We start from the raw sequence: 22,473 nt of genomic DNA, 5'->3' as shown, positions 1-22,473 counted from the left end.
TCACGAACGCACCTTCTTTTCAAACACGTGGCGTTCGATCCTTTTCTATTGTACAAGTTTTTCTGCCCCTATTGTCTAGGTAACTTCGCGCGTAGGGGAAAATTTCTGGAAAGTTTTCACAGAATAGTAGATATTCCAGTGACTTTGGGCCCGCCTTAGAGTGTGCGATCCGTGACACCTGTCTGCTCGCGTACGGCATCCATCGTGGTAGGAATTCCTAATTCACTAGCATGCTTATCTGCCATAGTATTGAGGCGGCGCAACCGCCCAGCTACTGCATCTTTTGTAGCTGGTGGTGTTAGTCGTTCACCAAGCAGATTCAAAGAATCTTCGGGATACTTAATTCTAAATTCACCGGCTTGTCGCAGATTATCAGGAATATCATCACCGAGTATCTCAAATGCTCGTTTTACTCTAATGACGGCTATGATTGCCGCATCAGCACTGCGCCGCATATTTGCGTCATCAAAATTAGCTAGCCGGTTAGCTTGACCATGTACCTCGCGTTCAGTGCGTAGTTCTTCCCACTTCAGCACAGCATCATGAGCGCCGATTCTCGTGAGCATTGTAGAAATAGCGTCGCCTTCTCGAATATCTGCACGGAAAGCACCTCGTGATTCACGCGCTCGATACGGCACATCAAGACGGCGCGCTAAGCCGCCAATCGCATACGCCGCTTCCATCGATGGGCAAGTAACTTCTAAAGCGGCATTTCGGCCAGGCTCTAGTAATGTACCTCGTGCTAAGAAAGCACCACGCCAAGCGGCCGCTGCGTCAGCTTTCGATCCACCGACAATCTGTGGAGCTAAACCACGAACTGGGCGACCTCTAAGATCCAGGAGGCCGGCGCGTCGTGCTAGCCGCTCCCCCTCATTTACAACTCGCAATAAATACGTATTTCCTTGTCGCATGGGCTTGTTAATTGCTACGACATCGGGCTCAATTGAGTACACCCGTCGCACTAGCTCTGAGAGATGATGAGTAGCACCGGGGTGTGTCAGCTCAGCTTGGAGAGACACAATTCCGCTATTAATCTGCAGACCACCAGCAAACCGAAACATTGTAGATAGCTCAGCCACCATGGCAGACAAGTTTGTTGGATATACTGCTGAGATTTCGTCCTTTACAAACGTTGTCAAAGCTGGCATATGTTCCGCCTTCCCTGCTTTCGTTAACAGCATTGAATAATTCTGGCATTTTACACTTAGTAAAACTTACTTTTTGATGGTACAAGCATACCCACTATCTGCGGAGCTATTGCGGAAAACTATCAATAACCTCACGAAAAGCGGTTGCTAGGAATAACGGATCGTGAACTTCCGCATTGCCGTTTTTCGCTACGTGATAATAAAAAGGTTCTGCGCCTAATCCATAAGCTTGTGACGATAACGCTGTATCGCTGGTCGCCGAAGTCGGATCAACGATAACTCGGTCAATCATGAAGTCCGGCGCATACTTCTTAAAAGCTGCGATAAGTTCGCTGGGTAATAAATGCGATGTTTCAGCGTCTGGTGCGAGATTCATGACCAAGATCTTTTTGGCCTTTGTACGGCACAATGCCGAATATATTTCGGGCACTAATAAATGCGGAATAATCGAAGTAAACCAAGATCCTGGACCGAAAATGATCCAATCGGCTTCTTCGATCGCTTCCAGTGCAGCCGGATGAGCAGGTGGATTAGACGGCAGTAACCCCACACGTTCTACACAAGCATGAGCTTTTGCTACTGCAGCTTGTCCACGAATGCAGGTAGTCAATCCCGAATCGTCACGAACGTCCGCTTCAATTTGCAGTGGAGCAGTAGACATTGGCACTACGCGACCGTGTATTCCTAAAAGTCGTCCTACTAGATCAAGTCCGTCAAGCTGATCGTTCAGCAGATGCCAGGTAGCAACAATGAGTAAGTTCCCGACTGCGTGCCCACCCAAGGGTCCTTCCGACTCAAATCGATACTGTAAAACATCTCGCCACGTTTGTCCCCACTCGGTATCATCGCACAGCGCGGCCAGCGCCATACGTAAATCTCCCGGAGGTAGGACATCCATTTCTTCACGAATACGACCAGACGACCCACCGTCATCGGCAACCGTCACCACAGCAGTAATGCGTGGCGTTAAAATGCGTAACGCCGATAGCGTTGCATACAAGCCGTGCCCACCACCTAGGGCAACGACTTTAGGCCCACGTGTTGGGCCATCGTTGTATATTGCCATTACTCACGTCCTAGATCGCGGTGGATGGTACGTACCGAATGGCCGAGAGCACGAAGTTGTTCGGATACGAATTCTGTCATAGCGACGGAGCGGTGTTTGCCTCCAGTGCATCCGATTGCGATCGTGACATAAGGTTTCAGCTCACGAACATACCCATCCAAAATTGGGTGAATGAGCTCAACATATTTTGTCCCAAACTCTTTGGCGCCATCAATACCTAGAACGAAATCACGCACTGGAGCATCACGGCCGGTTAAATTACGCAACTCAGTTACCCAATAAGGGTTCGGCAAAAAGCGTACGTCAGCCACATGATCGGCATCCATCGGCAAGCCGTACTTGAAACCAAAGCTCATGACCGTTACGTGTGGGTCAGTATCCGAAACAGATGCGACAGCTTTCCGGATTTGGCGTGATAAATCGTGAACTGAGAGATCACTGGTATCGATAAGGGTATCGGCACGACGGCGCAATGGTGCAAGTATTTCACGTTCTTGCGCGATGCCGTCGAGCAACCGGCCATCTCCTTGCAGCGGATGTGGACGGCGAACTGACTCGTAGCGTTGAATCAACGCTTGGTCGGAAGCATCGAGAAAAAGAATACGGTAATCCACTGAGTGATCTTGAAGTGTTTCCATAACACCTTCAAGTTCTTGAAAGAATTCCCGGGAACGCACGTCAACCACAGCGGCCAGACGTCTTACACCGGAAGTTGGTGACACCAGTCCTGCAAGAGCAGACAGAAGCCGGGGAGGAAGGTTGTCAACGACATACCAGCCAAGATCTTCCAGGGTCGCAGCAGCTTTTGAGCGGCCTGCGCCAGACATACCAGTGATAATAAGTATCTCTGGGATCTCAGCTACCGGGAGCTTAGCTGTGGCATCGTCAATCATGATGCCAAGGGGAATATTTGCGGTGTCGTTGATGTTGTCCATATCACTATCCTGCCAGTTCTTAATCATTTTTGGCTAGTTGCGAGCACAACGCATCAGCCAGAGCTGGGCCGATGCCCGGTGCCCTAAGTAATTCTTCTCGTGAGGCTGCCTTAATCTTCGCAAGCGATCCAAAATGCTTTAATAATGCTTTCTGCTTTGCCGGTCCCAGGCCAGGCACATCATCAAGTGCCGATCTGGTCATCGCCTTGCTTCGTTTTTTGCGATGGAAAGTAATCGCAAAACGGTGAGACTCGTCGCGCAAGTATTGCAACAGTCGTAGAGCCGGCGACGAACGCGACAAAATAACCGGGAACTCCTCCCCTGGTATCCAGATTTCTTCGAGTCGCTTTGCCAGCCCAATAATCATGACGTCTGCCCCGAGTTCATCGACTACTCGTTGAGCCGCATTGACCTGTGGCAATCCACCATCAACTACGATCAAATCAGGACGGTAAGCAAATCTGCGGGGCTTATTGTCGGTGACATCGTTACCAGATGTCAGTGGCTCATCATCTGAGGCGTCATCTGCCGGTGCACCTGCAGTTAAGCGACTGAGCCGACGTCGTAAAACTTCGTCCATGGCGGCAGTATCGTCGCGGGCGCCGTTACCGTCTGGACCACGCACGATAAAATGCCGGTAGTCTGATTTTTTCGCTAACGCATCTTCAAAAACCACCATTGAGCCGACTTGGTGGGTCCCTTGAGTATGCGAGATGTCATAACATTCGATCCGTAATGGAGCACGCTCAAGTCCCAGACCATCTCGCAGCTCTTCGAGGGCCTGCGAACGTTCCGTAATGTCACCAGCGCGTTGTATTTTATGCCGTTGCAGCGCTTGGACCGCATTGGTATGAACCGTTTCAGTTAGTTGTGCTTTGGGCCCGCGTTGCGGAGTCCGGATACGCACTCCAGCTCCACGCAGTTCGCTGAGCCAAGCCGTGAGTGCTTCACTATCGGTTGGTTGTGACGGTACCCAAATCTCACGTGGGATCGCATCTGTTGCGGTGTGTTCGACGTCGTCCACTGACCGCGCGTGGCTACGTTTTGACGACGACGGCGACGCCGCATACATGCCGTAGACCTGCAATAACAGCTGATTCAACAGCTCGGGCTCACCGAGGTCTTCTACCGTGGTGACCCAGCCGCGCTGTCCACGGATCCGCCCGCCACGAACGAAAAACACTTGAACTGATGCCTCAAGATCGTCAAACTCCAAACCGAAAATATCGGCGTCGACATCGTGCTCAAGAACAACAGTGTTGCGTTCGGCAACAGTAGTCAAAGCCGAGATGTCATCTCGTAACCTTGCTGCGCGCTCGAAGTCGTAATCTGCGGCAGCTTGATTCATCTCAGCAGTCTTTTGCTTAATCAGTTTTTCGCCGCTGCCGTCTAAGAACGAGATCATATCCTTGGCAATTTGGCGATGCTCTGTTTCGCTAATCCGTCCAATACACGGAGCTGCACACTTGTCTATGTAACCGTTGAGGCAGGGACGCCCCGTTCGATGAGCACTATTAAAAACGCCTTTCGTACATGAACGCATGGGGAAAACACGCAAGAGAAGATCGAGGGCTTCGCGTACGGCCCAGACTTTCGTGTATGGACCGTAGTACTTGTCTTTTCGCCGATGAGCGTTACGGGTAACAAGCACACGTGGAAACTGTTCGCTCATCGTGATGGCTAAATACGGATAAGATTTATCGTCGCGGTACATCACGTTGAAGCGTGGTGCGAATTCCTTGATCCAGGCGTATTCGAGGGTTAGTGCCTCGATTTCCGAGCCGACGACAACCCATTTAACCTCGACGGCGGTAAACACCATCGCCCGGGTACGTGGATGTAGCTGCGCGGGATCCTGGAAATAGTTACTGAGCCGGTTACGCAATGACGATGCTTTACCGACGTAAATAACTCGACCTTCGTCATCGATAAAACGGTAAACCCCAGGGTTAGAAGGGATATCCGTTGGTCGATAGCTCTGTGGATCTGCCATTGTTATCGTTCAGAGGTGGCCGATTCGAGGATCGGTTTTAAGAACCGACCAGTGTGAGATTCGGGAACCGCGGCAACGTCTTCCGGAGTGCCTTCGGCAATCACCAAACCGCCGCCTTTTCCGCCTTCTGGACCAAGATCAATAACCCAATCTGCTGATTTGATGACATCAAGATTGTGCTCGATCACAATAACCGTATTCCCCTTGTCAGTAAGCGACTGCAACACGCTCAGGAGTTTGCGCACGTCTTCGAAATGAAGCCCGGTTGTTGGCTCATCCAGTACGTAGACGGTACGTCCGGTTGAACGACGATGAAGTTCGGACGCGAGCTTCACTCGCTGTGCTTCACCGCCGGAAAGCGTGGTGGCCGGCTGACCTAGCCTGACGTATCCCAAACCGACAAGCTCAAGCATATCGAGATATTTTGCTATACGGGTGACATTACCGAAGAACTCACGTGCCTCGGAAATCGTCATATCGAGGACTTCGGCAACGTTCTTGCCCTTGTAGTGAACCTGGAGAGTCTCGCTGTTATAGCGCGCACCATGGCACACTTCGCAGGGAACATACACATCCGGCAGGAAGTTCATTTCGATTTTAATAGTGCCATCGCCGGAGCATGCTTCACATCGCCCACCTTTGACATTGAACGAAAAACGTCCCGGCCCATATCCGCGTACTTTTGCTTCTTGGGTTTCGGCGAATAGTTTACGGATAGGATCCCACATTCCGGTGTAGGTAGCAGGATTCGATCGCGGTGAACGGCCAATCGGCGACTGATCCACGTGCACGACCTTATCGAGGTCCGCTAAACCGCTGACTTTCTTGTGCCGGCCAGGCAATGACCGGGCGCGGTTGAGCTGATTGGCCAACACTTTATACAAAATTGTGTTGACGAGCGATGACTTGCCCGACCCAGATACCCCAGTGACCGCGGTAAACACGCCAATTGGGAACTTTACCGTCACGTTCTGAAGATTGTTCTCCTGTGCTCCGGTAACGGTAATCTGGCGCTTTTTATCAACCTTACGCCGTTCTTGCGGGACTGCAATAACGCGTTTACCTGTTAAATACTGACCGGTAATAGAACGCTCCGCATTCACGATATCTGCGGGCTTACCAGAGAACACAATCTCACCGCCGTGCTCCCCTGCGCCTGGTCCAATATCAACAAGCCAATCTGCTTGTCGAATGGTATCTTCGTCGTGCTCAACCACGATTAGGGTATTGCCTAAATCGCGCAATCGAGTCAAGGCTTCTAATAATTTTTCATTGTCACGCTGGTGCAGCCCGATCGATGGTTCGTCGAGAACATACAGTACACCAACGAGCCCAGAGCCAATCTGGGTAGCTAGCCGGATTCGTTGAGCTTCACCACCAGACAAGGTACCAGCCGCGCGAGATAATGTTAGATAGTCCAACCCAACAGAAACCAGGAATGTTAGCCGTTCAATAACCTCACGCAAGACTTGTTCCGCAATTTTTTGGGATCGTTCCGAAAGCTCAATATGTGTAACGTAGTCCAGAGCTTCACCGATCGGTAAGTCCGTGAGTTCGGCGATATTGAGTTCTCCAACTCGTACGGCTAAAACCTCAGGGCGCAGACGTGCACCATGGCAAACAGGGCACGCAACTTCACGCATAAAGCCAGCAAACCGCTCTTTAGACCACTCGGATTCAGTCTCATTGTGCTTGCGCTTGACATAGTTCAAGACGCCTTCAAATCCCGAGGAGTAGACTTTTTCGCGTCCCCAGCGGTTCCGGTACTTCATTTTTACTTTGAAATCCCGGCCCCGCAATATCGCTTCCTTTGCAGCTTTGGGAAGCTTCTTCCAGGGTGTAGAGAGCTCAAATCCCATATTTTCTGCCAGGCTAGCAAGCTGACGTTGATAGTAGTCACGTGCCGATGCTGAAGCCGTAACCGACCATGGAACGATTGCTCCGTCCTCGATCGAAATGTCCTCATCTGGGATAACCAAGTCCGGATCAACTTGCAATTTGAAACCAATGCCGTCGCATTCGGGACAGGCACCATAGGGCGCATTAAATGAAAATGTGCGGGGCTCTATTTCTTCTAGTTCTAATGGATGATCATTCGGGCAAGCACGATGCTCAGAGAATCGCCGTTCCCGAGTTGGGTCATCGGCATCGCGATCAACAAATTCCACGACGGTAACGCCTTTTGCTAACCGCAACGCATTTTCTACCGAGTCATTCAGACGGGAACGGATACCATCGCGAATAGCTAAGCGGTCTACAACGACGTCGATATCGTGCTTATATGTTTTAGCTAATGCTGGTGCTTCATCCAAACGATAAACAGTGCCGTCAATGCGGGCACGCGAATATCCATCAGTTTGCAGCTGTTTAAGTAGTTCAAGATGTTCGCCCTTGCGGCCACGAACAACTGGGGCCAAAATATGCAACCGGGTTTTATCTTCTTCTTCCAGCAGTCGGTTGACAATCTGTTCGGCTGACTGCGCTTCAATTAGCGCACCGCATACCGGGCAATACTGCGTACCAGCACGGGCATAGAGTAAACGCAAATAATCATATACTTCGGTAATCGTTCCTACGGTAGACCGTGGATTACGATTTGTAGATTTCTGATCGATCGAAACAGCCGGTGACAGTCCTTCAATAAAATCAACAGCAGGCTTATCCATCTGCCCTAAGAACTGGCGAGCATACGCTGATAAAGACTCGACGTAGCGGCGTTGCCCCTCGGCAAAAATAGTATCGAATGCTAAGGACGACTTACCAGAACCTGACAGGCCAGTGAACACAACCATCTTGTCCCGCGGAATATCTAGCGTGACGTTACGAAGATTATGCTCTCTAGCACCTTGAATATGTATTGAATCATGCACGTCTACGATAATACCGACCACATCCGACACGTTTCCATATCAGTTTTCGGTTAGCACAACGTAAGATAGTACACATGAGTACATTTGCTGTTATTTATACATACGATCCAGCCCAAACTGCTCTCACGACGGAGGTACGTCCACGTCACCGTGAGTTCTTAAAAATGCTCTTCGATAAGGGCGCTCTCAAGGCTTCTGGTCCAATGGCGGGCGGACGCGCACTGATCGTCGTCGACGCCGAATCAGAGAACAAAGCACGGGAGCTACTCGCCGATGACCCGTTCAACAAAGCTGGCGTCTTAGCCAACGTTGAGATAGGTGAATGGACTGTCATTTACGGCCCGTGGGCGTAATGTGCGCAAAGATCCGCTGATTATCGGGATAATTCTTGCGCTCTGCGCGGGATTGTTTATTCCGTTTTCACGTGAAGTCGCAAACGGGTTTGGAATTGCTGCCGATATTGGAGTTGCACTTGTTTTCCTCTTATATGGGATGCGGTTGCCTACTCGCGAGGTTCTGAGCGGTTTAGCTAATATCCGCCTGCAAGGTTCGATTCTGTTGGCGACGTTCGCGATTTTCCCGCTGGTAGGGTGGGGAGTCGCTTCGCTTGCGTCTCCCCTGCTCGGCCCGGAACTTGCTCGCGGGATTTTTTACCTGTCATTATTGCCGTCTACGGTTCAATCTTCGGTGACATTCGTGTCTATCGCGAACGGTAATGTTGGTGCCGCAATCGCCGCTGCGACCTTATCAAACATTGCCGGAATGTTTATCACCCCAGTTTTAGTTGCGGTTTTCATGAGCGTTCCTGGTGCAGATACCGGCGGGTTTGGCTCGATCCTTGTCAAACTGCTGTTGCCGTTTATCGCCGGGCAGCTTCTGCAACCCTGGTTTGGTGCGTGGATGCGCTCCCGGCGTGACTTGACCAAGGCGACCGATACGGGCGCAATTATTCTCGTGGTTTTGACGGCGACGACGGTGGCGACGCTCGACGGCTCGTGGAGCGTTATCACAGCCTATTCGTTGGTTGTCCTTCTGATCGTGCTGGCATTGTTCCTTGCTTTAATGCTGACTCTGACGTGGTTCGGATCGCTCGGCTTAGCCAGGAAAGATCGGATCGTGCTACTGATGTGCGGTTCGAAAAAATCATTGGCCACTGGGCTACCAATGGCTAACGCCTTATTCCCCGCGTCCCTCGTTGGGACGATCGGAATCCCGTTAATTATTTTCCACCAGTTACAACTAATGGTGTGCGCTGTCATCGCTCGGAAGTTAGCCTCAAAGGCTGAGAACATCTGACTGAAGCTTATCAGAAGCTAACAAATACGATTGAGCTCAGATTCTCTGTGGTTTCTAACATTACTTTTATCTCAGTGGCTTATCCAGCACTCGTCTGAAAGCGGCATGATCCATGCAAAATCTGCGTTCTTTCTTAAACAAAAATGGACTCTCTATAAGAACTTATTGTTCTGCCCGAAGTTTGCGTGCTCCAATAATAGAGGCCACCACAGTCACAATAATGATGCCCAGAATGATCCCTACCGAGACACCTGGTGTTGGCTCAGTGATTGCGGTGAGCATATCGTATCCGTGGAAGGCGTGGAGCAAAAGCTTCAAACCAATGAAACCTAGGATTGCCGCCAAACCGTAGTGCAGATAGATGAGACGATCGAGCAGGCCATCAACGAGGAAGAACAGTTGGCGCAAGCCAAGCAACGCAAACGCATTCGATGCGAACACGATGAACGGCTCCTTCGTCAAACCAAAGATTGCTGGAATCGAATCAAGGGCGAACAGCAAATCGATCGTGCCAATGGAGATAATGCAAATAAGTAGCGGAGTTAGATAGGTCTTTCCTTGTGCCCGGTGGAATAGCTTATCGCCGACGAACCCAGCTGTAACAGGGAATACCCGAGAAATGAAGCGGGTCAGCGCAGTCGGTTTATACTCATCATCTTCTTTAACACCATTTTTGCGGTCACGCGCTTCTTGTAAACCGTCCAAGACCTGCTTGGTTGCGGTGTAGATCATCCATACACCGAAAGCGAAGAATACCCAGATGAATTTTTCAACAAGGGCTGCACCGATCATGATGAAGATAAATCGCAGCACAAGGGCAATAATGATGCCCCACATTAGCACTTTTTGCTGGAACTTCCGAGGTACCTTAAATGCCGCGATGATGATAATGAAAACAAAGATATTATCGAGCGAGAGTGAATACTCGGTGATATAGCCGGCAAAGAATTCGGTGGCGAACCGGCCACCGTGGCGGAAGTATGTTGCTAAGCCGAAAAGTACAGCAAGCGAAACATAGACTCCGGTCCAGCGTGAGGCTTCACCAATAGTTGGTTCGTGGGCTTTACGCACATGTCCGAGGAGATCAAAAAGAATCAACGCGACGACGAACAATCCAAGAATTACCCATTCCCACGCATGAACAACCATCGTTGCATCAGAGCTGGACGAGTTTGCAACAGTTACAAGCATAGAGTTAAGCAAAGTTAGCCTTTCGGTTCAGAACATGACCGAAGGTCTCTTCCCGCCATCTCTAATGAGAGTAGTGGCCTCGGCCCGGGCTGAACAGCCGCGATGACGAACCGATATTTCGTGGGAATACTCCCCTTCGCTATTTCTAGCTTACGCGAGGGTAGCTAGAAGGTAACATCTCTGGCGTTATGATATCGCGCTCAGTTCGCTACAAGCACTATTGAGCTTGTTTGATGGCACGTAGCTCACGTTTAACATCTTCGATTTCGTCACGCAAGCGTGCAGCGAGTTCGAACTGCAGGTGTTCTGCCGCAACATGCATCTGTTCGCGCAGATCTTGAAGCAGTTGCTCGATTTCGGCACCGTCTTGAGGTAATCGTTCGGCAACTGACTTTTCTTTGCGGTAACCGCCGTCAAGCAGTTCGCTTGTATCGAGGTCCTCACGCGCGAGCATGTCAGTCACGTCAGCGATCTTCTTCCGTAATGGTTGCGGGTCAACGCCGTGCGCAGTGTTGTATGCTATTTGCTTTTCACGACGACGATTAGTCTCGTCGATAGCCTCTTTCATATTCGGAGTAATCGAATCAGCGTACATGTGTACCTGTCCAGACACGTTTCGAGCTGCCCGGCCAATGGTCTGGATAAGCGCCGTCGTAGAGCGCAAGAAGCCCTGCTTATCGGCGTCGAGTATCGCAACAAGTGAGACCTCGGGCAAATCCAAGCCCTCACGCAACAGGTTAATGCCGACCAGCACATCGAATTTGCCCATGCGTAATTCGCGCAAGAGTTCTACGCGCCGTAGAGTATCGACGTCGGAATGTAAATACTCCACCTTTACCCCGCGTTCGGCAAGATAATCGGTGAGATCTTCAGCCATTTTCTTTGTCAGCGTGGTAACCAAAACGCGTTCATCACGTTCGACGCGGGCACGCACTTGCTCTAATAGATCATCAATCTGGCCCTTTGTTGATTTCACAATGATTTCTGGATCTACTAAGCCGGTAGGACGAATTATTTGTTCAACATACCCATCAGATAGTTCCATCTCGTATTTACCTGGAGTTGCCGAAAGGTAAACCGTTTGGCCGATACGCTCTAAAAATTCTGCAAACTTTAAGGGGCGGTTGTCCATTGCTGATGGTAAGCGGAAACCGAAGTCTACTAGCGTTCGTTTACGCGACATATCCCCTTCGTACATTGCTCCGATTTGCGGTACTGTCACATGCGATTCGTCAATAATCAGCACAAAGTCTTCCGGGAAATAATCGAGCAAGGTATTTGGTGGCGTTCCAGGACCGCGGCCATCAATATGGCGTGAATAGTTCTCAATACCTGAGCAACTCCCGATATTGCGCATCATTTCCAGATCGTATGTTGTTCGCATCTCGAGCCGTTGAGCTTCCAGCAGCTTATCTTGATCGCGTAACTCTGCTAGGCGCTCAGCTAATTCTTCCTCAATAGAAGCAATTGCACGTTTCATGCGTTCTTCACCGGCGACATAGTGGGAGGCAGGGAAAATATAGGCATGGTCAGTTTCGCGCACCACATTGCCAGTTAATGGGTGCAGTAGCGCGATGGAATCAATCTCATCACCGAAAAATTCGATCCGGATAGCGAGTTCTTCATAAACCGGAATGATCTCCACCGTATCGCCACGTACCCGGAATGTACCGCGAGTAAAAGCCATATCGTTGCGCGTATATTGCATGGTTACGAACTGCTTGAGTAGCGCATCGCGGTCGAGTTCTTGCCCAACATGGACGTCCACCATACGATCAACGTATTCTTGCGGCGTTCCCAAACCATAGATACACGAAACCGAGGCCACCACGACGGTATCGCGCCGGGTTATAAGCGAGTTCGTTGCCGAATGACGCAGCCGCTCAACTTCGTCGTTAATAGAGGAATCTTTTTCAATAAACGTATCAGTTTGTGGCACGTAGGCTTCTGGCTGGTAGTAATCGTAATAAGATACGAAATATTCCACCGCATTATTCGGTAATAGTTCGCGAAACTCCGCCGCCATCTGAGCGGCAAGCGTTTTGTTTGGCTCGATGATCAACGTTGGGCGTTGGATTTGTTCAATAAGCCATGCAGTTGTTGCCGATTTTCCGGTTCCGGTTGCGCCCAACAAAACGATATCTTTTTCTCCAGCGTTAATCCGCTCAGCGAGTTCCGCAATTGCGGTAGGCTGATCGCCAGAGGGGGTGTATTCGGAAATAACTTCAAACGGCGCTTCTTGGCGGACAATATCAGTAACAGGACGCATATTCCTAGCTTACCGGCTGTCTCCCTCAAGGTTTGAGGTCTATCGCTAGGAGCGTTACCAGTTTAACGTATAGTGCTGTGCCGGGTTTGCCGTGGCTGCTTGACGGGCGCCGGTGAGGATCCAACCAGCGTCAAGTAAGGTGTCTGCACCCGGATTAGCCCGTAGTTTGATATGCGTTCCTTGTATTTCAACGACGTCACACCCAGCGTCTCGTAACCGAGTAGCTTGCAGGTGAGTATCAGATCGGAAAACCACATGCTCGATGGGCGTCGTCGGCTCACTTACTCGCTCGTGGCTTAACGCCCAATCATAAGGAATAACCCAGTTATCCCAAAGATTCTCGGCGAGGGACACGAAATCTTCTTCACGCGATGTATTAGTGATAACGACGTCGGAAATCGCCGTACGAGCCATATCACCTGGCTGTGAACTAATCCGGCTTTTAGCTTGCGCGATAGTCATTGAACGGTGCTGCACCATCCGCGAAATCCGAACTCTATCTGGGGTGTGGATGGATATCGTTGACATGAACGAAAACTGATTTGCGCTACCAACTAATAGTGGGACATCATAAACCACGATTTGTGTGGGATGGGCGGTACGGAGCTGAGTGGCAACTTCACGAGCGATATAAGGATGAATGATTGCATCAAGCTGAGCTCGTGCCCGTGAATCGTTAAAAACAAGGTTAGCGAGAGCTCCACGATCCAGCTGCCCATGCGCACGCATAATATGCGGTCCGAATGTTTGTCCGATTCGTTCGAGGGCTTGACTGCCAGGTGCAACGACGTCGCGGGCAACCTGATCAGCGTCGATAATCATTGCGCCACGAGTGGCGAAAACGTGCGTCAGCGTAGACTTTCCTGAGGCGATACCACCCGTGACTGCAAGTTTGAGCATATGTTTGCACGTTCAGCTACGAACGCGCTCCCCTTTCAATAACGCAAATAATTCGTTACCTATTTAGGTTAGCGCATCTGTGCCCAGTTATCTATGTTCAACGCGGCCAGTTACGGCATGCGCATAACTCGTACCGGGTCACGGTATGCGGCAAAAATAGCGGGCGGAATTGCTGCTACCGCGGCTGCGCATAGAGCCAATATAATGCTGGCAAGTGCGAAGTCGAGCGGTACCGGAGTGTGTGCAAAATACATCACCGTATAGCCGAGTTTGACGCCTGAAACAATGCCGATAAAGCTGATGACTACGATACGTAGAACCACGAAACAAATCAGCGCAAAACATCGGAGGTGCTGATCCGAGCCAGCTCAACGATCCGGGTCTTGTTCGTTTCGAACAAACCCATCATGATCATGATCGTTCAGTAGCGCAGTGTCTTAACGACCGCGGGTTTAAAGCTCACGCACTACTAACTGGCTGTATTCAATTTGACCCTCATCCGCAGTCCCAGGAATCAGCATTACAAATTGCTGACTTGGAATGTCGTGCTATGTACACCCCAGAACCGGCGTTGTTGACTGAGTGGTCTGAAGATCAACTGTCTTTACTTTATGATTATTGGGATCAATATTTTATACCGTGCTTAGCAGACCACAATATTAATGTTGATACGTCTCATAAAACCAGTAAACAAACATGGGTGAGCTTATTCCACACACCAGATAGCATATCGTGGCAACCAGATGGGTACCTTGAAGGTCTTGATCGCTATCCTGGTGGTGAACAAGTCCAAAAAGACTGCCCTGGAATGCCACCAACCAACGTATTCTACGGAACAGAAGAATGAAATAATACTCATGAAATAAGGCTGTGGCCCGAACAATTACGTTCGGGCCACAGCCTTTAGATTAACTAATTCGTGAGTTTAGCTAACTCACTATGCTCAGTTATTGGTGAGCTTGTCGCGCAAAGCAGCAAGAGCTTCGTCAGAAGCGAGAGTGCCAGCAACGTCGGCGTCCGAGGACGAGTAGTTAGCTGGAGCAACTTCTTCGGTTTCTGAGGTAGCAGCTGGTGTAGCAACAGCGGCAGCAGCATCAGCTTCGGCTGCAGCAGCAACCTGAGCCTTGTGTGCTTGCCAGCGAGCTTCAGCAGCAGCATACTCTGCTTCCCAAGCAGCCTGGTTCTCTTCGTAGCCTTCGAGCCATTCGTTGGTCTCAGGATCGAAGCCTTCTGGGTACTTGTAGTTGCCCTCTTCATCGTATTCAGCGGACATGCCGTACAGTGATGGATCGAAGTCTTCCGAATTCGGATCCACACCTTCGTTAGCCTGCTTGAGCGAGAGCGAGATGCGACGACGATCGAGATCAATATCGATCACCTTAACGAAGACATCATCGCCTACCTTGACAACCTGCTCTGGCAGATCAACGTGACGCTGTGCGAGCTCAGAAATGTGAACGAGGCCTTCGATGCCGTCCTCGACGCGAACGAATGCGCCGAATGGAACGAGCTTGGTGACCTTGCCTGGCACGACCTGGCTAATTGCGTGGGTACGTGCGAAGGTCTGCCATGGATCTTCCTGGGTAGCCTTGAGCGAGAGCGAAACACGCTCACGATCCATATCGACTTCGAGAACTTCAACAGTCACTGGAGTACCAACTTCGACAACCTCTGATGGGTGATCGATGTGCTTCCAGGAAAGCTCAGAAACGTGAACGAGGCCGTCTACGCCGCCAAGGTCAACGAATGCACCGAAGTTAACGATGGAGGAAATAACACCTTCGCGAACCTGGCCCTTCTGAAGGGTGTTGAGGAAGGTAGAGCGGACTTCAGACTGAGTCTGCTCAAGCCAAGAACGACGGGAAAGAACAACATTGTTGCGGTTCTTGTCCAGCTCGATAATCTTAGCTTCGATTTCCTTGCCAATGTATGGCTGAAGATCGCGCACACGACGCATCTCAACGAGAGATGCTGGCAGGAAGCCACGTAGGCCGATGTCCAGGATGAGACCACCCTTGACAACTTCGATGACGGTACCGGTAACGACGCCGTCGGCTTCCTTGACTTCTTCGATCTTTGCCCAAGCGCGCTCGTACTGTGCACGCTTCTTGGAAAGAATTAAACGACCCTCTTTGTCTTCCTTCTGGATGACGAGGGCTTCGATCTTGTCACCAACTTCGACGACATCATCAGGATCGACATCGTGCTTGATGGACAGTTCTTTTGAAGGAATAACGCCTTCGGTCTTGTAGCCGATATCGAGCAGGACTTCATCCCGATCGACTTTAACTACGGTGCCTTCGACGATGTCGCCATCGTTAAAGTACTTGATGGTTTCGTCAACGGCAGCAATAAGCTCTTCCTCGGTACCAATATCGTTAATGGCAACCTCGGTAGTAGTGTTGTTCGTGGTCATAGAGTTGGTGACTCCGAATTTATAATAGTTACTAATATGGACAGTTGGTTCACATATGTGCATGCACATAGATGTACCAAGCCCTCAGTTTACGGGGTTTTACCGCGAAACTGCAACAAATAACCGGCGAGTTGCTATGCCATATTCGCCACAGCATGAAAGGCGTGCCATGAAATACGGACATCATCAACTTTCAGCCTTGGACAATCCCATTGCTGCCAATGAAAAATGGTGGTCCGATAATGCTAGCGAATACCTGGCAGAGCATGGGTCTATCCTAGGCGACGAAGATTTTATTTGGGGCCCAGAGGGCCTGCGCGAAGCTGATATTCAATTCCTTGGGGATCTGAGCAACCAGCGCGTCCTAGAAATTGGTGCCGGCGCCGCACAATGCTCACGTTATTTAGCGCGCAAGGGTATCGACGTCGTCGCCACCGATTTAGCCCAGGGCATGCTCGATCAAGCACGCGAGATCAACGATACCCACGGCGTAACTTTTCCTTTAGAACAAGCCGATGCACGTCACCTACCGTATTCAGATGATAGTTACGACGTCGTCTTCACCAGTTTCGGAGTTTTGCCGTTCGTTCCTCACCTTAACGAAGTACACCAAGAGATCTATCGGGTTTTGCGTCCCGGCGGGTTGTGGGTATACTCAGCGCTTCACCCAACCCGATGGATGTTTCCTGACGATCCAACAGCTACCGGTCTAACCGCAGTGAACTCATATTTTGATCGCACTCCCTACATTGAACGCTCACACAAGAGCCTTGAATACGCCGAATTTCACCATACATTAGCTGACCACATCAACTCATTGATCGAATCCGGGTTCACCATAGATGAGCTATTCGAGCCCCCATGGCCAGCCGGTCGCACAGTGATCTGGGGCGGATGGGGGCCAGAGCGCTCCCCTATTATCCCCGGGACGCTTATGGTTCGGGCGCGTAAGCCGCGTTCTTAGTGAGCCGCAGCGCGCCAGTTCCGGCCGATACCTACTCCTACCGATAAAGGTACAGAGAGTCCTGGCCACGCATCACCCATCTCCTTACGCACGATGCTTTCGACGGCTTCAGCTTCCGCAGCAACAACCTCCAGCACGAGTTCGTCATGCACCTGAAGGAGTACTCGTGAGGACAAACCAGCACGAGCTAATTCTGCTTCCACATTGAGCATAGCGATCTTGATGATATCGGCAGCCGAGCCTTGGATAGGTGCATTCAGCGCCATACGTTCGGCAGATTCACGTACCTGACGATTAGCAGACGAAAGCTCCGGCAAATAGCGCCGGCGACCCATAATGGTTTCGGTATACCCATCTTTCCGCGCTTGGGCCACTAATCCATCAAGATACTCTTTGACCCGTCCGAACCGAGAAAAATATCCATCCATCAGGTTTTGTGCTTCTGGTACCGGAATCTTTAGCTGTGCAGACAAGCCAAAAGCCGATAGACCATAGACTAGCCCGTACGACATCGCCTTGATCTTTGACCGTTGGGCCGACGTAACATCAGTTTCCGCTACCCCATAGACGCGTCCAGCAACATACCGGTGCAGATCGGCACCATGATTAAAGGCATCAATTAATTCTTGGTCACCTGAAAGATGAGCCATCAAGCGCATTTCAATCTGCGAATAGTCCGCCGTCATCAAGTAGTCGAATCCAGCACCGGGGACAAACACTTCCCGAATTCGTTGGCCTTCTTCGGTACGGGCATGAATATTTTGTAAATTCGGGTCAGTGGACGACAGCCTGCCAGTTGCTGCCACGGTCTGCTGATAAGTAGTGCGAATACGGCGATCTGGTTGGACAGAGCGCTGGAGCCCTTCAACCGATTGACGTAGCTTGATGGCGTCTCGATGATCAAGCAGTGCCGTCAAAAACTCTTGTCCGGCAATAGCCTGATCGTCTTCACGCAGACTAATTTTGGCCAACAAACCGGCCAACGCATCCGCATTCGTGGTGTAGCCGGACTTCGTTTTCTTCGTCTTTGGTAGGTTCAGCTGATCAAACAACACGGCCTGTAGCTGTTTGGGGCTAGACAGATTCACCGAATTGTCTCCGATAGCATCCCATGCTCGCTCGGCAGCATTATTCACTTTACTGTCAAAATCGCTGTGCAAAATATCGAGCTGGTCAACATCAACGTCAACTCCGCGCTGTTCCATCCGGGCTAACACCTCTGTTACCCGTAGCTCCATTTCCACGAGCGTTTCGCTAGCATGATGAAGATCAAGTTCGCTGCTAAATGCATCGCGGAGATCGTGGAGCGCAATGGCTCGCCGGCCAATATCATCTCCAACAAGCTCACCGTCAAGGCCGATACCTAAGGTATCGGTGGCGCTACCTGTGAGATCGATAGCCAGATAGCGCTGGACGAGTTCTGCAAAATCATATGAGCGTTGATCCGGATGCAAGAGGTAGGCATCAATTTCGGTGTCTGCCGAAATTCCACTAAGCGCATAGCCTTCGGCAGCCCATGCGTGAATCTGCGCTTTCATACCGTGGCCAAATACCGCAATCTCCGGGTCTTCTAAAATCTGGCCCAACACGCGCGAATCATCATCAGACAGCGTTGCAACATCGCCCACAAAAACGTAGCCATCTCCAGCTCCGAGCGCAAACCGGCTGACGTTACCTTCGCCGGGCTTTCCGTTGCCGTCAATCACAATCGAATACGGGGCGCTGTGAGCCTGTGCAAACTCGGCCATTGATTCACTCACAACGTGCACGTCGCGAACTGATGGTTCACTCGTATCGTTCGTTTCATCCGAGCCATTGCGGGCTGGTAGCTCTTGCAAAACACGCGTACGCACTGTTGTAAAATCAAGCGTATCGAACAACTCGTGCAACGCGGTTCGGTCAACTCCACGTGGTTTAAGCGTGTCAATATCGGTGACCAGATCAAGATCGCGAATCAGTTGGTTGAGCCGGCGGTTGCGCCGTACATCGTTACTGTGATCACGCAAAGCTTGTCCAGCTTTTCCTTTAATTTCATCAGCGTGTTCTAGCAAACCTGCTAAATCGCCATACTGCGCCAGCCACTTTGCTGCCGTCTTCGGCCCAACTCCAGGAACTCCCGGCAGATTATCTGCTTTTTCTCCAACTAACGCCGCTAAATCAGAATACCGTTCAGGTCTTACACCGCTACGCTCGGCAACACCATCGGGGTCAAGTAGAAGCATTTGTGAACGCGGCATCGGATAGACCACCGAGGTTTGGTCTGTCACCAGCTGATATGAATCTTTATCCCCGGACGCGATATAGATTCGCATGCCAGCCTCTTCGGCGCGTGCTGAAAGCGTAGCAACGATATCGTCTGCTTCATAGTCCTCATAGGTGAACCACGAAATACCCATCACGTCGAGCACTTCTTGGATTACCCCGATTTGCCCTTTGAACTCTTCTGGAGTTTTTGCCCGTCCGCCTTTGTACTCACCATATTCTCGGGTACGGAATGTTCCGCCTGGTAGATCAAAAGCCACCGCGATATGAGTTGGCTGATAGTCATGAATAAGACGCAGAAGCGTATTAACGAAGCCATGAACTGCGTTAGTGTATTGGCCTTGCGCGGTTCGGAACGAATCTGCCGGCAACGCGAAGAAGGAACGGAACGCCATTGAATGGCCGTCGAGAAGAAGCATCGTATTTTTAGTCACGTACTAAGCCTACCGGGTTATACCGACAGTTTCTTCTAACAGGTAGACTTGTCACCATGATCAATTCTGTTACCGAAATTCACGACGACGAACTTGCCGGCCGGCTAGGCGCAGTTATCACAACTGCCACTAAACAAGAAGTTATTGAAACACTACCTGTTGTGGGAAACACTCAGCCCTTTGGCGTGTTACATGGTGGAGCTAATGCGTTCTTGGTTGAAGATGCCGCATCGCGCCTCGCTCAGCTCAACGCACCCGCGGAACACATCGCAGTCGGAACAGAATTAAATATCTCGCAACTAGCACCGAATACAACAGCATCCGCGCAAGCCCATGCGCAGGTTATCAAGCTGACAAAAAAGACACTAGTTGCACAGGTAGATATCTACGATGCCAACAATATGCTTACTGCAACTGGCCGAATGACGTGTGTGTTTATTCGCCAACCTGGTCAATAACAGCGTCGGCAACCTCACGCATAGTGAGCCGGCGATTCATAGATGTCTTTTGTATCCAACGGAAGGCTTCTGGCTCTGTCAAGCCCATTTTGTCTTGCAACAGACCCTTGGCACGATCAATGCGCTTGCGAGTCTCAAACTGCTCAGCTAATGAAGAAACTTCTGCTTCAAGTGAGACGATCTCTTGGTGACGCGATAGCGCAATCTCGATCGCTGGTAACAGATCATGCGGGCTAAATGGCTTGACCAGGAACGCCATCGCACCAGCGTCTCGTGCCCGATCCACGATTTCTTTTTGGGAAAAAGCGGTTAGCATGACAATTGCACATCGTTGCTTAGCCAAGATTTTCTCTGCAGCGGAAACGCCATCGAGACCAGGCATTTTTACGTCCATGACCATCAAATCAGGTTCGTGTTCAGCAGCCAACGCGATTGCTTCTTCTCCGTTTGAGCCTTCAGCAACGACGTCGAAACCTGCTTCGCGTAATGTTTCGACGATATCCAACCGGATCAGTGTTTCGTCTTCCACAACAATGGCGCGGACTTCGCGTGGATTAGTACCTTGTTCTAAATCCTCAAACTGAGAATTATCTATTACTGGTTCCACGGCTGCCTCCTTGGCAAACAAACTGTTAACAATGAAACGCCTAGTTGCGCGCCTTCACGCAAATAAAAGTGCTCCCGGAGGGACTCGAACCCTCATGCCTTTCGGCGCAGCATTTTGAGTGCTGTGTGTCTGCCAATTCCACCACAGGAGCGTTGGACAACAATGATTCTACACGAATTATCGCTGCCCTGCGATCTTACACGAACACGGTAAGAATCACAAAATCCAATTTCCTATCGACGGCGCGTCTCACCCATCTTATGGATCCGGATTGTGTTAGTAGAGCCAACGACCCCCGGTGGCATACCGGATACGATAACCACTCGATCACCGTCAACAGCGAAGCCTTCCTTGTGCAGGACGTCATCCACTTGATCCACCATTTCGTCCGTCGACGAAACTTGCGATAGCGTGAGCGTCTCTAGACCCCAAGATAGCGCCAATTGACGCTGAACTTCTTCATTATCGGTAAACACGACGAGCGGAATACGGCCACGCAATCGGGACATACGCCGTGCAGTTTGACCTGACGAAGTAAACACCGCGATAAATTTCACGCCGATAGCTTCACCAATATCCATCGCAGACTTCGTGATAACGCCATTTCGAGTACGGTGCAAATTAGCGATCCGTGGAATGGACTCAATGCCGTGTTCCTCGGTGTATTCAATAATAGAAGCCATCGTCTGGACACACATAATCGGATACTTGCCGACGGATGTCTCGCCAGAGAGCATAACTGCATCAGCACCGTCAAGAATGGCGTTTGCACAGTCAGAGGTCTCTGCACGGGTTGGCGTTGGTGAAGAAATCATGGACTCAAGCACCTGAGTTGCCACGATAACTGGCTTAGCATTACGACGAGCAATCGTAATTGCTCGCTTTTGCACAATAGGAACCTGCTGGAGTGGCAGTTCCACACCCAAGTCACCACGAGCAACCATCAGGCCGTCGAATGCGCGCACGATGTCTTCGAGAACGCTCACAGCCTGTGGCTTTTCAATCTTTGCAATGACTGGGATGCGACGTCCTACGCGATCCATAACCTCATGGACATCCTCAATATCCTTCGGTGAACGCACGAAAGACAATGCAATGAGGTCTGCACCGTATTCAAGGCCCCACTCGAGATCTTCCTTATCCTTTTCAGACAAGGCCGGAACCGAGACAGCTACTCCAGGAAGGTTAACGCCCTTGTTGTTGGACACTGTGCCGCCAACCAACACCTGAGTGCGCACATCGGATCCTTCTACAGACAGTACGCGCACTTGCACCTTGCCGTCATCAATCAAAATCAGGTCACCTTCAGAGCAATCTCCCGGCAGACCCTTAAATGTAGTAGATACCCGATCTTTGTCTCCCAGAATATCGTCTGTTGTGATAGTGAAGATATCTCCACTTTCGAGAAGAACCGGACCTTCAGCAAAACGACCCAAGCGGATCTTTGGCCCTTGAAGATCAACAAGAACTGCGACAGGTTTACGCAATTCTTCAGAGGCTTGACGCACCCAATCAATTCGTTCCTCATGTTCTTCGTGAGAACCGTGAGAAGCATTGATGCGGGCTACATTCATACCTGCTTTTACGAGTTCGAGAATTTGGTCCTTGGAGTTAACCGCCGGACCTAAAGTACATACAATCTTGGCTTTACGCATAACCCTAAT

At 50.5% G+C, this 22,473-nt stretch carries 18 protein-coding genes and 1 tRNA gene; 5 read left to right on the top strand and 14 right to left on the bottom strand.

Translation table 11 applies throughout. From position 1 onward, the window contains the following. Positions 1-155: 155 nt before the first annotated feature. The 5 genes from whiA to uvrA form a co-directional block, all read right to left on the bottom strand. Entirely contained in the window at positions 156-1,181 is a 1,026-nt protein-coding gene (whiA, locus tag KSO86_RS07140) for a DNA-binding protein WhiA (RefSeq protein ID WP_231699918.1), read from the bottom strand. Between the two features lie 73 nt (positions 1,182-1,254). Beyond that, a complete protein-coding gene (locus KSO86_RS07135; protein ID WP_216431983.1) occupies positions 1,255-2,214 on the bottom strand; it encodes a gluconeogenesis factor YvcK family protein in 960 nt (319 codons plus the stop codon). Beyond that, positions 2,214-3,149 carry an RNase adapter RapZ gene (rapZ, locus tag KSO86_RS07130; protein ID WP_216431981.1) on the bottom strand — a complete coding sequence of 312 codons (936 nt, stop codon included), beginning with the start codon at positions 3,147-3,149 and terminating at the stop codon, positions 2,214-2,216. The genes KSO86_RS07135 and rapZ overlap by 1 nt, the downstream gene beginning before the upstream one ends. A gap of 19 nt (positions 3,150-3,168) precedes the next feature. Next, a complete protein-coding gene (uvrC, locus tag KSO86_RS07125; RefSeq protein ID WP_216431978.1) occupies positions 3,169-5,142 on the bottom strand; it encodes an excinuclease ABC subunit UvrC in 1,974 nt (657 codons plus the stop codon). A 2-nt stretch (positions 5,143-5,144) separates the two neighbouring features. Then, positions 5,145-8,012: an excinuclease ABC subunit UvrA gene (gene uvrA / locus KSO86_RS07120; protein ID WP_216431976.1), complete on the bottom strand. Its 2,868-nt coding sequence runs from the start codon at positions 8,010-8,012 to the stop codon at positions 5,145-5,147. Positions 8,013-8,086: 74 nt separating this feature from the next. Here uvrA and KSO86_RS07115 point away from each other — a divergent pair, with 74 nt between their 5' ends. Further along, complete coding sequence (locus KSO86_RS07115) at positions 8,087-8,365, top strand: YciI family protein (protein WP_216431974.1); 279 nt, start codon at positions 8,087-8,089, stop codon at positions 8,363-8,365. After that, a complete protein-coding gene (locus tag KSO86_RS07110) occupies positions 8,331-9,308 on the top strand; it encodes a bile acid:sodium symporter family protein (RefSeq protein WP_366504503.1) in 978 nt (325 codons plus the stop codon). The genes KSO86_RS07115 and KSO86_RS07110 overlap by 35 nt, the downstream gene beginning before the upstream one ends. 162 nt (positions 9,309-9,470) lie before the next feature. Here the strand turns inward: KSO86_RS07110 and KSO86_RS07105 are convergent, their stop codons facing one another. From KSO86_RS07105 to KSO86_RS07090, 4 genes are all read right to left on the bottom strand, one after another. Continuing rightward, positions 9,471-10,457, bottom strand: coding sequence for a TerC/Alx family metal homeostasis membrane protein (locus KSO86_RS07105; RefSeq protein WP_216432021.1), 987 nt, complete (start codon positions 10,455-10,457; stop codon positions 9,471-9,473). A 259-nt stretch (positions 10,458-10,716) separates the two neighbouring features. Beyond that, positions 10,717-12,768 carry an excinuclease ABC subunit UvrB gene (gene uvrB / locus KSO86_RS07100; RefSeq protein ID WP_216379331.1) on the bottom strand — a complete coding sequence of 684 codons (2,052 nt, stop codon included), beginning with the start codon at positions 12,766-12,768 and terminating at the stop codon, positions 10,717-10,719. Between the two features lie 54 nt (positions 12,769-12,822). Next, the gene (gene coaE / locus KSO86_RS07095; protein WP_216379332.1) at positions 12,823-13,668 is read right to left on the bottom strand and encodes a dephospho-CoA kinase; all 846 of its coding nucleotides are present in this window, start codon (positions 13,666-13,668) and stop codon (positions 12,823-12,825) included. A gap of 110 nt (positions 13,669-13,778) precedes the next feature. Then, entirely contained in the window at positions 13,779-13,991 is a 213-nt protein-coding gene (locus KSO86_RS07090; RefSeq protein WP_216379333.1) for a hypothetical protein, read from the bottom strand. Between the two features lie 227 nt (positions 13,992-14,218). Between KSO86_RS07090 and KSO86_RS07085 the strand changes: the two genes are divergently transcribed. After that, positions 14,219-14,515, top strand: coding sequence for a hypothetical protein (locus KSO86_RS07085; protein WP_216379334.1), 297 nt, complete (start codon positions 14,219-14,221; stop codon positions 14,513-14,515). A 96-nt stretch (positions 14,516-14,611) separates the two neighbouring features. On the opposite strand, the gene rpsA is transcribed toward KSO86_RS07085, so the two are convergent. Beyond that, entirely contained in the window at positions 14,612-16,084 is a 1,473-nt protein-coding gene (rpsA, locus tag KSO86_RS07080) for a 30S ribosomal protein S1 (protein WP_216379335.1), read from the bottom strand. A 169-nt stretch (positions 16,085-16,253) separates the two neighbouring features. Here rpsA and KSO86_RS07075 point away from each other — a divergent pair, with 169 nt between their 5' ends. Beyond that, entirely contained in the window at positions 16,254-17,048 is a 795-nt protein-coding gene (locus KSO86_RS07075; protein WP_216379336.1) for a class I SAM-dependent methyltransferase, read from the top strand. On the opposite strand, the gene polA is transcribed toward KSO86_RS07075, so the two are convergent. After that, the gene (gene polA / locus KSO86_RS07070) at positions 17,045-19,744 is read right to left on the bottom strand and encodes a DNA polymerase I (RefSeq protein WP_216379337.1); all 2,700 of its coding nucleotides are present in this window, start codon (positions 19,742-19,744) and stop codon (positions 17,045-17,047) included. The genes KSO86_RS07075 and polA overlap by 4 nt on opposite strands. 56 nt (positions 19,745-19,800) lie before the next feature. Between polA and KSO86_RS07065 the strand changes: the two genes are divergently transcribed. Continuing rightward, the gene (locus KSO86_RS07065) at positions 19,801-20,202 is read left to right on the top strand and encodes a PaaI family thioesterase (RefSeq protein ID WP_216379338.1); all 402 of its coding nucleotides are present in this window, start codon (positions 19,801-19,803) and stop codon (positions 20,200-20,202) included. Here KSO86_RS07065 and KSO86_RS07060 read toward each other — a convergent pair. From KSO86_RS07060 to pyk, 3 genes are all read right to left on the bottom strand, one after another. Continuing rightward, positions 20,180-20,797 carry an ANTAR domain-containing response regulator gene (locus KSO86_RS07060; protein WP_216379392.1) on the bottom strand — a complete coding sequence of 206 codons (618 nt, stop codon included), beginning with the start codon at positions 20,795-20,797 and terminating at the stop codon, positions 20,180-20,182. The two genes, KSO86_RS07065 and KSO86_RS07060, sit on opposite strands and share 23 nt — an antisense overlap. A gap of 81 nt (positions 20,798-20,878) precedes the next feature. Then, positions 20,879-20,960, bottom strand: a tRNA-Leu gene (locus KSO86_RS07055). 82 nt (positions 20,961-21,042) lie between these two features. Beyond that, positions 21,043-22,464, bottom strand: coding sequence for a pyruvate kinase (pyk, locus tag KSO86_RS07050; RefSeq protein ID WP_216379339.1), 1,422 nt, complete (start codon positions 22,462-22,464; stop codon positions 21,043-21,045). Between the last annotated feature and the right edge of the window lie 9 nt (positions 22,465-22,473).

This window comes from Arcanobacterium phocae (assembly GCF_018913465.1).
Classification (GTDB): Bacteria; Actinomycetota; Actinomycetes; order Actinomycetales; family Actinomycetaceae; genus Arcanobacterium; species Arcanobacterium phocae_A.
This window is presented reverse-complemented; position numbering and strand designations above follow the sequence as displayed.